This is a genomic window from Mesorhizobium sp. M7A.F.Ca.MR.362.00.0.0 (assembly GCF_004023175.1).
Classification (GTDB): Bacteria; Pseudomonadota; Alphaproteobacteria; order Rhizobiales; family Rhizobiaceae; genus Mesorhizobium.
The window spans coordinates 7,623-19,281 of the sequence record NZ_RZTF01000052.1; the positions used below are offsets into that span (position 1 = coordinate 7,623).

The 11,659-nt window shown below is 63.2% G+C and carries 16 protein-coding genes; 12 read left to right on the top strand and 4 right to left on the bottom strand.

The window, feature by feature from the left end; all coding sequences use genetic code 11:
• From hflK to EOC06_RS09995, 7 genes are all read left to right on the top strand, one after another.
• Positions 1-684 (top strand): FtsH protease activity modulator HflK (hflK, locus tag EOC06_RS42115; protein WP_245469441.1); only part of this gene is annotated, 684 nt, incomplete at its 5' end.
• Complete coding sequence (gene hflC / locus EOC06_RS09975; protein WP_127271782.1) at positions 684-1,652, top strand: protease modulator HflC; 969 nt, start codon at positions 684-686, stop codon at positions 1,650-1,652. The genes hflK and hflC, both read left to right, overlap by 1 nt.
• A 6-nt stretch (positions 1,653-1,658) precedes the next feature.
• A complete protein-coding gene (locus tag EOC06_RS09980) occupies positions 1,659-1,847 on the top strand; it encodes a DUF2065 domain-containing protein (protein ID WP_023813072.1) in 189 nt (62 codons plus the stop codon).
• A 127-nt stretch (positions 1,848-1,974) separates the two neighbouring features.
• The gene (locus tag EOC06_RS09985; protein WP_128307648.1) at positions 1,975-3,492 is read left to right on the top strand and encodes a DegQ family serine endoprotease; all 1,518 of its coding nucleotides are present in this window, start codon (positions 1,975-1,977) and stop codon (positions 3,490-3,492) included.
• A 56-nt stretch (positions 3,493-3,548) separates the two neighbouring features.
• On the top strand, positions 3,549-3,818 hold the full coding sequence (locus tag EOC06_RS44795) for a putative toxin-antitoxin system toxin component, PIN family (RefSeq protein ID WP_281062043.1): 270 nt from the start codon (positions 3,549-3,551) through the stop codon (positions 3,816-3,818).
• Complete coding sequence (locus tag EOC06_RS44800) at positions 3,815-3,973, top strand: putative toxin-antitoxin system toxin component, PIN family (RefSeq protein ID WP_281062044.1); 159 nt, start codon at positions 3,815-3,817, stop codon at positions 3,971-3,973. Before EOC06_RS44795 ends, EOC06_RS44800 begins: the two co-directional genes overlap by 4 nt.
• Positions 3,970-4,230, top strand: coding sequence for a pilus assembly protein HicB (locus tag EOC06_RS09995; protein ID WP_127328922.1), 261 nt, complete (start codon positions 3,970-3,972; stop codon positions 4,228-4,230). Before EOC06_RS44800 ends, EOC06_RS09995 begins: the two co-directional genes overlap by 4 nt.
• Here the strand turns inward: EOC06_RS09995 and EOC06_RS10000 are convergent, their stop codons facing one another.
• Both EOC06_RS10000 and serB read right to left on the bottom strand, forming a co-directional pair.
• Positions 4,231-4,794, bottom strand: a complete 564-nt coding sequence (locus EOC06_RS10000; RefSeq protein ID WP_128307649.1) for a GNAT family N-acetyltransferase — start codon at positions 4,792-4,794, stop codon at positions 4,231-4,233. It lies immediately after the preceding gene.
• Positions 4,791-5,678 (bottom strand): phosphoserine phosphatase SerB, encoded by an 888-nt coding sequence (gene serB, locus EOC06_RS10005; protein WP_128307650.1) that lies wholly within the window; start codon positions 5,676-5,678, stop codon positions 4,791-4,793. Before serB ends, EOC06_RS10000 begins: the two co-directional genes overlap by 4 nt.
• On the opposite strand from serB, the gene miaA reads away from it, so the two are divergent.
• Together miaA and EOC06_RS10015 are read left to right on the top strand one after the other, a co-directional pair.
• Complete coding sequence (gene miaA / locus EOC06_RS10010; RefSeq protein ID WP_128307653.1) at positions 5,668-6,636, top strand: tRNA (adenosine(37)-N6)-dimethylallyltransferase MiaA; 969 nt, start codon at positions 5,668-5,670, stop codon at positions 6,634-6,636. The two genes, serB and miaA, sit on opposite strands and share 11 nt — an antisense overlap.
• 104 nt (positions 6,637-6,740) lie before the next feature.
• Entirely contained in the window at positions 6,741-7,532 is a 792-nt protein-coding gene (locus tag EOC06_RS10015; protein WP_127271965.1) for a GGDEF domain-containing protein, read from the top strand.
• 219 nt (positions 7,533-7,751) lie between these two features.
• Here EOC06_RS10015 and EOC06_RS10020 read toward each other — a convergent pair whose 3' ends face one another.
• The gene (locus EOC06_RS10020) at positions 7,752-9,581 is read right to left on the bottom strand and encodes an ATP-binding protein (protein WP_128307651.1); all 1,830 of its coding nucleotides are present in this window, start codon (positions 9,579-9,581) and stop codon (positions 7,752-7,754) included.
• Between the two features lie 154 nt (positions 9,582-9,735).
• Between EOC06_RS10020 and EOC06_RS10025 the strand changes: the two genes are divergently transcribed.
• From EOC06_RS10025 to EOC06_RS10035, 3 genes are read left to right on the top strand one after another with little or no spacing between them, the layout of a single operon-like run.
• Positions 9,736-10,299, top strand: coding sequence for a helix-turn-helix domain-containing protein (locus EOC06_RS10025; protein WP_127272678.1), 564 nt, complete (start codon positions 9,736-9,738; stop codon positions 10,297-10,299).
• Positions 10,300-10,303: 4 nt separating this feature from the next.
• Entirely contained in the window at positions 10,304-10,612 is a 309-nt protein-coding gene (locus EOC06_RS10030; RefSeq protein WP_127268618.1) for a hypothetical protein, read from the top strand.
• A 44-nt stretch (positions 10,613-10,656) separates the two neighbouring features.
• Positions 10,657-11,184, top strand: coding sequence for a GNAT family N-acetyltransferase (locus tag EOC06_RS10035; protein WP_127268619.1), 528 nt, complete (start codon positions 10,657-10,659; stop codon positions 11,182-11,184).
• A gap of 4 nt (positions 11,185-11,188) precedes the next feature.
• Here the strand turns inward: EOC06_RS10035 and EOC06_RS42120 are convergent.
• On the bottom strand, positions 11,189-11,659 hold a 471-nt coding region (locus EOC06_RS42120; RefSeq protein WP_245469442.1), incomplete at its 5' end, for a LysR substrate-binding domain-containing protein.

Sequence of the window (11,659 nt, forward strand, 5' to 3'; positions counted from 1 at the left end):
GGCGACCAGAACATCGTCAACGTCCAGTTCTCGGTCGCCTATCAGGTCTCTGACCCGAGCGCGTATCTGTTCGATGTGTCCGATCCCGACGGTATGCTGCGGCAGGTAGCCGAAAGCGCCATGCGTGAAGCCGTCGGTCGCCGGCCGGCGCAGGACATCTTCCGCGACGACCGCCAGGGCATTGCCGCCTCGGTGCGTGAAATCATCCAGACGACGCTGGACGGCTACAAGGCCGGTCTCAACGTCAACGCCGTCTCGATCGAGGATGCGGCACCGCCACGCGAAGTGGCCGATGCGTTCGACGAGGTGCAGCGCGCCGAGCAGGACGAGGACAAGTTCGTCGAGCAGGCCAACCAGTACTCCAACCAGAAGCTCGGCCAGGCGCGCGGCGAGGCCGCACAGATCCGCGAAGACGCGGCCGCCTACAAGAACCGGGTCGTGCAGGAAGCCGAGGGTGAGGCACAGCGCTTCATCTCGGTCTATGACGAATATGCCAAGGCGCCCGATGTAACGCGCAAGCGCCTCTACCTGGAAACCATGGAGAAGGTTCTGAAGGATTCGAGCAAGGTCATCGTCGAGCAGGGCAACGGTCAAGGGGTCGTTCCCTATCTGCCGCTGCCGGCACTGCAACCGAAAGCGCCGGCGCCCGCTGCGCCCAGTGGCGTTACGGGAGGTAACCAGTGATGGCCAACCGTCTTCCCATCATCGTCGTCGCAGCAGCGGTTATCCTGTTCCTGCTCTATTCGTCGGTCTTCGTGGTCAATGCGCGTCAGCAGGCGCTGGTGCTCAGGTTCGGCGAGATCGTCGACGTCAAGAGCGAACCCGGCATCTACTTCAAGGCGCCGTTCTCGTTCTTCGACGCCGACACCGTGCAACTGATCGAGAACCGGGTGCTGCGCTTCGACCTCGACAACATCCGCGTCCAGGTGTCAGGCGGCAAGTTCTATGAGGTCGACGCCTTCATCGCCTACCGCATCTCGGATCCGCGGGTCTTCCGCTCCACCGTGTCGGGTCAGATCGAACTGGCAGAAGCCCGGCTCAGGACGCGTCTCGACGCTGCCTTGCGCCGTGTCTACGGTCTGCGTGATTTCGAGGCCGCACTTTCCGAACAGCGCACCGTGATGATGCGCGAAGTCCGCGACCAGCTCAGGCCCGACGCCACCTCGCTCGGCCTGCAGATCGAGGATGTCCGCATCCGCCGCACGGATCTCACGGCCGAAGTCTCGCAGCAGACCTTCGACCGCATGAAGGCGGAACGCCTGGCGGAAGCTGCGCGGCTGAGGGCACGCGGCAATGAAGCGGCACAGCGCATCACCGCCCGCGCCGATCGCGAAGTGGTCGAGATCGTCGCCGAAGCACAAAAAGAGTCGGAAATCCTGCGCGGTGAGGGCGAGGCCCAGCGCAGCGCCACCTTCGCGGGAGCCTATCAGCGCGATCCGGCCTTCTTCGACTTCTACCGGTCGATGAATGCCTATGGCACAGCGCTGGACAACACCGGAACGACGATGGTGCTGTCGCCGAACTCGGAGTTCTTCCGCTTCTTCCGCAATCCCGACGGCAGCGAGGGGCCGGCAAAGCCGGCTTCGCCTGCGCCAAACGCTCCGGCGACGGCACCCGCCGCGCCGGCGGCACAGCCCAGCACCGGCCAGTAGCGGCCGGTGCAGGATTTTCTTGCCGCCATGGGCCTGGTCCTTGTCATAGAGGGTCTGGTCTATGGCGGTTTTCCCGGCCTGGCCAGGAAACTTGCCACCGAAGTGCTGTCGCTGCCCGAGAACGCGCTGCGGATCGCCGGACTGGCGGCGATCGTGATCGGCGTCGGCATCGTCTGGCTGGTACGGGGCGCATGACGGCGGCGATGATTTATCCTCTGCCGATAGTCATAGCCGCAAACGTGCCGTATTTTTTGCCAACATGGCGTGACGCGGCGTTTTCGTCGAAGCGCTTTTCTTTTCAAGGATACCGGGAGGCTTCTCGATGACATCCAATACCATTCTGTGCGCGGCTCGGCGGACATTCATCGCCGGCGCGGCGGCACTTCTTGTCAGCGCAGTCGCTGTCCCGTCCTTCGTGACGCCGACATTTGCCGCCGATGGACCCGCTTCGGTCGCCGATCTGGCGCAAGGCCTGCTCGGCGCGGTGGTCAACATATCGACCTCGCAGACGGTCAAGGGCACCGAAGGCCCGGGCGCGGTGCCGATGCCGCAATTGCCCGAGGGGTCGCCCTTCCAGGATTTCTTCGACGATTTCTTCAAGAACCGCGGCGGTGACAAGGACAACGGCTCGCAGAAGGTGCAGTCGCTGGGCTCCGGCTTCGTCATCGATGCCGAGCAAGGCATCGTCGTCACCAACAACCATGTCATTGCCGATGCCGACGACATCGAGGTCAATTTCTCCGATGGTGTCACCTTGAAGGCGACGCTGGTCGGCACCGACACCAAGACCGATGTCGCCGTGCTCAAGGTCGATCCGAAAGGCCACAAGCTGACGGCGGTGAAGTTCGGCGATTCCACCAAGATGCGCGTCGGCGACTGGGTGATGGCGATCGGCAATCCGTTCGGCCTCGGCGGCACGGTCACGGTCGGCATCGTCTCTGCCCGCAACCGCGACATCAATTCCGGCCCCTATGACGACTTCATCCAGACCGATGCCGCGATCAACCGTGGCAATTCCGGCGGACCGCTGTTCAACAGCGCCGGCGAAGTCATCGGCATCAACACGGCGATCATTTCGCCTTCCGGCGGTTCGATCGGCATCGGCTTTTCCATCCCCGCCCAGCTCGCGTCCGGCGTCGTCGACCAATTGCGCCAGTTCGGCGAGACGCGGCGCGGCTGGCTCGGCGTGCGCATCCAGCCGGTGACCGACGACATCGCCGAAAGCCTCGGCATGGCGACCGCCAGGGGCGCGCTGGTTGCCGGCGTGATCAAGGGCGGCCCGGTCGACAATGGCACGATCCAGGCGGGCGACGTCGTCATCAAGTTCGACGGCAAGGATATCCATGAGATGCGCGATCTGCCGCGCGTCGTCGCCGAAAGCCCGGTTGGCAAGGCGGTCGATGTGCTCATCGTGCGCAAGGGTGTCGAGCAGACCGTAAAGGTGACGCTCGGCCGGCTCGAGGATGGCGAAAAACTCGCCAGCGGCGAGGAGGGCAGCAACACCGACCAGGACAAGGGCGACAAGGCTCCGGCCGTTTCCACTGCTTCGGTGCTCGGCATGACGGTCGGCGAACTGAACGACGAGACACGCAAGAAGTTCAGCATTGCGGCCGATGTTTCGGGCGTCGTCATCACCGACGTCACCAAGGACTCGGCCGCCGCCGAACGCGGCATCCAGCCCGGCGAGGTGATCACCGAGATCGCGCAGGAATCGGTCGCCACGCCCAAGGACGTCATGGACCGGATCGGCGCCTTGAAGGAACAGGGGCGCAAGAATGCGCTCTTGATGCTGGCCTCGAAGACCGGCGAGCTCAGGTTCGTGACGATCCGGATGGACTGAGATCCGCCAGCTGACAGGTATATTGTAGCATCCCATGGGATGTACTATTTTAGCTTGTGAGACGGATCGTACTGGACACAAACGTTCTGACGGCAGGTTTGCGAAGCAGGAATGGTGCGTCGTTTGCCGTCTTGCAACGAATCGCGGATCGGCACATCCGCCCATTGGTGACGACAGCGCTGTTTCTTGAATATGAAACCGTGTTGACCCGACCCGAGCAAATGGCGGTTCACGGATTGTCGAATGCGGATCTGGATCGTTTGCTTGCCGGTTTTGCTACCTTGGCAGAACGGTTGAACTGCACTTTCTCTGGCGCCCGCAATTGAGCGATCCGAAGGATGAAATGGTGCTTGAAGCCGCGATCAACGGCCGGGCAGATGCCTTGGTGACCTACAATCGCCGGGATTTTGCGGCTGCGGCAGGCCGTTTCGACGTCCAAGTCGTAAGCCCGGCTGAATTCCTGGAAGGACTTCGAACATGAGCAAAGCGACTTATCCTTTGAAGCTCCCGCTGTCGGTAAAGGAGGCGGCCGCGCGTTTGGCTAAGGCGGATGGCGTGTCGCTCAATCAGTGGATCGCTTCGGCTGTGGCGCAGAAGGTTGGAGCAATGGAAACGGCGGCGGATTTCCTGCGTCGTCGGGCGGGCGATGCGTCCGCCGGCGATTTTGGAAAAATGCTTGAGCGGGTTGCTGGCGGACCTCCGCAAGCTGGCGATGAGCTTCCGCCTGATCGACATTGATCAGCGACGGTTCTTTCGCCAGTTCTGGGCAGTCAGCCGGTAGAATACATGGTGCTTGAGCGCGGGATGGCTGTCGGGAATGCCGGGATGATCGAAGTCGGCCGATGGATCGGCTCTCATGCCGAGGCGCTCCATGACGGCGGTGGAGCGGCGGTTTTCCGCGACGGCGAAGGAGACGATTTCGTCAAGGCCGAGTGTTTCGAAGCCGTAGGCAAGCCATGCCTGAGCCGCCTCGGTGACGTAACCTCTGCCCCAGAATTCAGGCGCCAATCGCCAGCCGATCTCGATCATGCTGGCTGGCAGGAAGTCCATGTGATCGGTTCCGGTTATACCGACAAAACCGATACATTCGCCCGATGCGGCGATTTCTGCGGCCGCAAAGCCAATGCCGTCGCGATCGATGGCGGCGCGGAACTGATCCATCTTGGCATCCGCCTCGGCGCGGTCGCGGCGGAACGGAAAGAACTCCATCACCCGGTCGTCGGAGTTTATGCGGTGGAACAGGTCGCGGTCGCGATCCTCCCAGTTGCGCAGGATCAGGCGCTCGGTGCGCATTGGTTTCATTGCACAAACTCCTCCTGCCTGTAGCCTTGCACATAAAGCAGCGCGGTCAGGTCGCCATGATCGATGCGGACCTTGGCCTGTGCCGCCACCGTCGGTTTGGCGTGGAGCGCGACACCGGTACCGGCCAGGCGGATCATGTCGAGATCATTGGCGCCGTCGCCGACGGCGATGGCGTCGGCGGGCGTCAGGCCGAGGCGCGCTGAAATTTCGATCAGCGCGTCGGCCTTGGCGGCGCGGCCGAGGATCGGTTCGCCGACCAGCCCGGTGAAGCGGCCGTCCTGCTCGAGCAGGCGATTGGCGCGGTTCTCCTGGAAACCGAGCATGGCGGCGATGCGCGTCGTGAAGACCTCGAACCCGCCAGACACGAGTGCCGTCCAGGCGCCGTTGGCGCGCATGGTCCGGACCAGAACACGGCCGCCCGCTGCCAGCGTCAGGCGATTGGCGACGATGCGATCGACCACGGCGGCGTCGAGGCCCTTGAGCAACGCCACCCGTTCACGCAAAGCCGGTTCGAAGGCGATCTCACCATTCATGGATCGCGCGGTGATGGCCGCAACATGATCCTTGACGCCGATCTCGTCGGCCAGCTCGTCGATGCATTCCTGGTCGATCATGGTTGAATCCATGTCGGCGATCAGGATTTTCTTGCGGCGGGTTTCCGCCTGCTGGACGATCACGTCGACGGCCTCGCTGGCAAGTGCCGTGCGCAAGACGGCACTCGTGACGGCGTCGTCGGCTGCCTCAGGCAGGACGAGATCGCAGGCAATACCTTCGGCCAGCCAGACAACAGCGCTTGCGCCGACCGACCGTGAGGCCATATTCGCAAGCGACAGCGACAAAGCGCGCTCAGTGGGACGGGCAACAAGGGTGGCGATCAGCGGCATGAAACATTCCGGCGGGCAGGCGGGCGAGGGCCGCGTGAAGAACGCGATCCTGATAGCCGGGCCGACCGCCAGCGGCAAGTCGGCGCTTGCGCTCGATCTGGCCGAGCGCAGGGGTGGCGTGATCGTCAACACGGATTCCATGCAGGGTTATTCGGTGCTCGACGTGCTGACCGCCCGGCCGGAGGCGGCCGACCTCGCCCGCGCACCGCATTATCTTTATGGCCATGTCCACCCGGCCACCGCCTATTCCACCGGCGCCTGGCTGCGCGACGTGATGAAGCTGATCGAGGACGGCACATTCTCCGAACGGCCAGTGATTTTTGTCGGCGGCACCGGGCTCTACTTTCGCGCGCTGGCCGAGGGCATTTCGGAAATGCCCGACATTCCGCAGCGGGTCCGCGACCGCTGGCGCTATGAGTTGAAGGAGCAGGGCGCCGTCAAGCTGCACAGCCTGCTGCTGCGCGAGGATTCGGCGGCCGCCATGATGCTCAAGCCAACCGACAGCCAGCGCATCGTGCGGGCATTGGAGGTTCTCGATGCGTCTGGCCGTTCGATCCTGGAATGGCAGGCAGAACGCGGCCAGCCGCTCATCGACAGGGAAAGCGCACGTTTCTTCGTGATCGAGCCGGATCGGGCGGCGTTGGTCGCTCGCATCGACAAACGCTTCGACCAGATGCTGGACAAGGGCGCGCTGGACGAGGTCAAGCGGCTTGCAGCACTTGGCCTCGATCCCGAATTGCCGGCGATGAAAGCGATCGGCGTTCGCGAACTGCAGGCAGCGATGGCCGGAGAGATTGGCTTTCCCGAGGCAATCGAACGCGCCAAGATCGCGACCAGGCAATATTCCAAGCGGCAAACCACCTGGTTCAGGCATCAATTGGGGCCGGAATGGCTGAGATTGCGCCCCGGTGATGATCTGGAAACCACGATCTCAGCGCTTGCTTCCGATACAACCTGAAAAGTTTACCTGCAAGGAACGGTTCCCGTGGTGGTTGTCCAAATTAACCCTCCGTAAGCCCGCCCATGCCATAAGATCAGTGGGCACTTTCCAACGGGGAGCAGATGCGTTTCCACAAGGCGGAATCAGCATTTTTCGTCTTTATATTCGTGATCCTGGCCGCCGGCCTGGTGACGCTGCATGCTTACGGACTTCTGCAATCCTTCGCCGACGAGTTGCATACGGCTTCGGGTCTGGACAAGGTCATCTATCTCAACAAGCTCTTGTTCGCGACCGGCGTGCTCCTGGCCACCGCGCTGTTCTTCGGCATCTTCTTCATCTATCCGCTGATCCGCAAACAGGCGATGGAGGAAGGCAAGCTACGCGCCATGACGGTCTCGCTCAGCGCGCGCTCGGAAACATTCGAGCATGCGGCGCTGACCGATGGCCTGACCGGCATGCAGAACCGGCGCTATTTCGATGATGCGCTGAAGGAGTATCTCGAGGAATTCCGGCGCATCGAAAAGCCCGTCGGGCTGATGATCCTCGATCTCGACCATTTCAAGCAGGTCAACGACACCCACGGCCATGACGTCGGCGACGAAGTGCTCAAGGCCGTCGCGAACTGTCTCAAGGACATGACGCGCTACCACGATGTGGTGGCGCGATTGGGCGGCGAGGAGTTCGCCGTGGTCACGCCCAACATGGACGCCGAGCTTCTGGGCAAGTTTGCCGAGCGCATCCGCAAGGCGATCGCCAACATGTCGGTGCTGTCGGGCAATGTCCGCCTCAAGATCACCACCAGCGTCGGGCTCGCCGTCTGGGACCGCAAGGAAACAGCGGAAGAGTTCTATCGCCGCGCCGACCGCCAGCTTTACGAGGCGAAGAGGCAGGGCCGCAACCGCGTCTGCGCCTGAAATCGCATCACTGAATTCGTGAGGCTGGCCGTCTGGCGCCGTTTTCTGCGCTTCCGGTGCTCACGGACTCAAACGTCCGCTCCGCTTCGGTTCTCGAAAACAGCACCACCCGACTCAGCCTGACGAATTCCCTGACGGGATTTATCCGAGCGGGCTGGGCAAGGGCGCAAGCTTGGCGCGGCTTCTCGGTCAGAAGGCAGAGGAGTTGGCGCTGCTGACCTAATCGTTTTGCGGGCGCAGGCCGAAGGTTGCGGGCTTTAGGCCGTAGCGCATGTCGAAATCGTCGTCCGATGGCGCGCGTGCGGCGGGTGGCTTGCGGTAGTCGGGGTCGCCGGCCTGGCGGCCTGAATCGACGACCTCGGCGAAGGCCATCGCCTGCTGCGTTGATTTAGGCACATTGCGCAGTCGTTCCACGATCGCCACCAGATCGACATCGTCGCCTGGCTTCGACGTGGCCTCTTCGCGTTTTGCGGTGCCGGGGAGCAGGTCACTCGGCAGTTTTTCGAACTTCAGCCGCATGGTCGTCGCCACGCCTTCGCCGAAGGCGATGGCTTCGCGCTGGCCCATGGAGGACAGGAAGGCAAGCGTCGAGGCGGAAGAGTCGGCAATCGCCGAGCGGATGATCGCCTGGTCCTGCTCATTGGCAAGCCGCATGGCGAAGAAGGTCGAGCATTGCGAAAGGATGGTCGGGTCGAGCTCGCCCGGGCGCTGGGTGACGACGCCGAGATAGCAGCCATATTTGCGGCCTTCCTTGGCAATGCGCGACAGCGCGTGCCTTGTCGGCGCGAAGCCGAGGCGCGGGTCGGCCGGCATATAGCGGTGCGCCTCTTCGCATAAAAACAGGAGCTGCAGCTTGCCCTCGCTCCACAGAGCGAGGTCGAAGGCCAGGCGCGCCAGCACCGAGCAGACCGAATTGACCACTTCCGACGGCATGCCGGCCATCTCGAAGCAGGTTACCGGGCGGCCATGATGCGGCACGCGGAAGATGTTGCCGATCGTCTCGTGGATGGTGTCCTCGATCAGGCGCGAGTTGAACATGAAGCGGTAGCGTGGATCGGCGGCCGCCGATTCGATGCGCGTCTTCAGCGATTTGAGCGTCGGGCGATCGGTCTTGCTTTCGAGCATGCCCATGCGCTCATCGATCTGCTTGAGCAGGTCGGCGATGCGGTAAGGCACCGGCGTATCGGCGGTCAACGCATCGCTGCCGCGCCTGATATAGGAGCCCGAATTCGGGTTGCGGTAGAGATTCTTGGCGGCCGGGATAAGGTCGCGCAAGGCGTCGATTTCTTCCGGCTCGGTCTCGCGGCCCCGGAACAGCACCTCGGCGAATTCCTCGAGCTTGAACATCCAGAACGGCAGATCCAAGGTTTTGGAATCGACCCTGACGCAGTATTCGGGCAGCGATGCAGCGAACTCGTTGTGCGGATCGAGGATCAGGATGCGCAGATCCGGCCGTGCCGCTATCGACTTGCGCAGCAGCAGCGAGACGGCGGTGGATTTGCCGACGCCGGTCGTGCCGACAATGGCGAAGTGACGCGCCAGCGTATCGTCGATGGCGATGTTGGCGGCGATCGTCTCGTCCTGCGCGAGCGTGCCGATCGTGATCGAATGACGCCCGGCGAGGTCATATACCGCCTGCAGGTCGCGGGTGCGGATCCGATGCGCAACGGCGCCGATATGCGGATAGGTGGTGATGCCCCGATCGAAGACCGGTTTGGCGCCGGGCTCTGCTCCGTCACGGACTTCGCCGATCAGCTCGATGCTGACCTCGATGGCGTTCTGGCCCTCATTGCTCCAGGCGCGGTCCGACTTGCCGATTGCGTAGACCAGGCCGACGGTTCGCGTCGATCCGAGATTGATGGAAATCATCTTGCCGACCGTCCACAGGCCGGTCACCGCGCCGTCGGCGTCATTCGCATAGGCGCTGATGGTGGCGCGCGCGCCATCGCATTGCACGACATTGCCGAGGATGCGCTTGTCGCTCTGCTCTGCGTCGCGGCGCTCCTGCGATGTCGGTTCTCCAACGGAGGCTTCGCGTTCGACATACATGGACAGGCCAATCCCCATTTCCCTGGAGCATCGATCCTACCCGAATGGGGTTAAGGCCCGATGATGTCGGATGGTGTAGAGAGCATTAAAGGGCTCGTGAAAATTGTCGCCAGCCGGCTCTTCTCCGGCATCTATTTTTCGCTATAATAGACATATGGATGATATAGCGAACGACATTTCCTCGACGATCGGCCGCAGGATACACGCCGAAAGGACCGTGCGCGACTGGTCCCTGGCCGAACTCGCGGAGCATTCCGGCGTCTCGAAGGCGATGCTCAGCACGATCGAGCGGGGCAAGACCAGCCCGACGGCGGCGCTTCTGGTGCGCATCGCGTCGGCCTTCGGCATGACGCTGTCGACCTTGATCGCGCGCGCGGAATTGCAGGGCGGCGGGATATTGCGCGAGGCCGACCAGCCGGTGTGGCGCGATCCCGACACCGGCTATGTCAGGCGGCATCTTTCGCCGGCTGGCGATATGCCGCTGGAACTGATCAAGGTGCATCTGCCGGCGGGCGCCAAGGTCAGTTTTCCGGCCGCTTCATACGCCTTCATCAAGCAGCAGATATGGCTGATTTCCGGGCGGCTCGAATTCATCGAAGGTGAGACAGTGCACAAGCTTGTATCAGGCGACTGCCTGGCGCTCGGGGCGCCGTCGGACTGCACCTTCCACGCCCTCGAGCCCGGCGCCGACTATCTCGTCGCACTGGTCAGGGGCTGACACAATGGCAAGAAGACCAAAGCGCTCCCACAATGGGGGGCCGCCTCTCGATGAGTACAAGGGCCCGCCATGGGGCAAGGGCGATCCCTACATCTTCCTTGCCTGGCAGGCCGCTCATGCCAAGGCGTGGAAGGCGCCGAGCCACGAGGTGATGCTGCTGCGCATGGACAGAGCCGAGCGGCTTGGCCTGACCTATGAGGAGTACACGCTCGAGATACTCGAGCGCGGGCGGCATCTCGGGCACGAAGACGCCGACCGCATCAGCGCCATCAAGGCGGCGCGAAAGCGACGCCGCGCGCACCGTCTGGACTGACAGCAATGCGCCCGCTTCTATTGCAATCACAGGATATCCTGCACATGAACTCGATCGAGATCGCACCCCTGAACCCGACTGCCGAAACGCAGGACATGCTGGCCGAATTGCTGGTCGCAACGGTGGCGGCCGGCGGTTCGGTCAGCTTCATGCATCCGTTGGCGCCGCAGGCGGCAAGGACGTTCTGGGAGAAGTCGCTGGCCGCGGCGGCAAGGGGCGAAAGATCGGTGCTTGGCGCCTGGGACGGCAAAAACCTCGTCGGCACCGTGACCTTGCTGCTCGATTGTCCGCCCAACCAGCCGCACCGGGCCGAGATCGCCAAGCTGATGACATCAGTCGATTACCGGGGCAGGGGTGTGGGAACGCGCCTGATGCGAGCCGCCGAGAGCCTCGCCCTGGAGAAGGGCCGCACGCTGCTGGTTCTGGACACGGCGACCGAGGAGGGCGCCTCAGGCCTCTATGAGCGGTTGGGCTTCACGCTGGCCGGTGAGATACCGGACTATGCCCTGAAGCCGCATGGCGGGCTGACCGGCACGTTGATCTACTGGAAGCGGATCGGGCCAATCTCATAACCAGTCATGCCGGCGCGGAGAGGCGCAGGAGCAGCCATTGGCGGAAATCCTGTTCGGCTCCGGTCAGGCGTGCTGTCGACGCCTTGGTCAGGAAATGCCCCGATGTGCTGGAAAGTTCATAGTCGGAAAGCCTGACCAGCGTCTTGCTGTCGAGCGCCGCATCGACCAGCGGCCGCGAGCCCAAGAGCACGCCGGCGCTGGCGCTCGCCGCCTCCATGGCGGTGACGAAACTGTCGAAGCGGTGCGATCGTCTGGGATGGCCAGCCAGTCCAGCGGCGGCGAACCATTCCGCCCACATCTCGCGCGCGCCGGCGACCAGAAGCAGCGGCAGGGAAGGCCAGTCGTCGTCGCCGGCGAGCGCAGGTGCGGCCACCGGCACGAGCCGCTCGGCGGTCAGCCTGTCGGCTTCGCGTCCGGGGAACGATCCGTTGCCGAAGCGGATGTCGAGCACCGAGCCCGGCAGATCGTAGTCGGC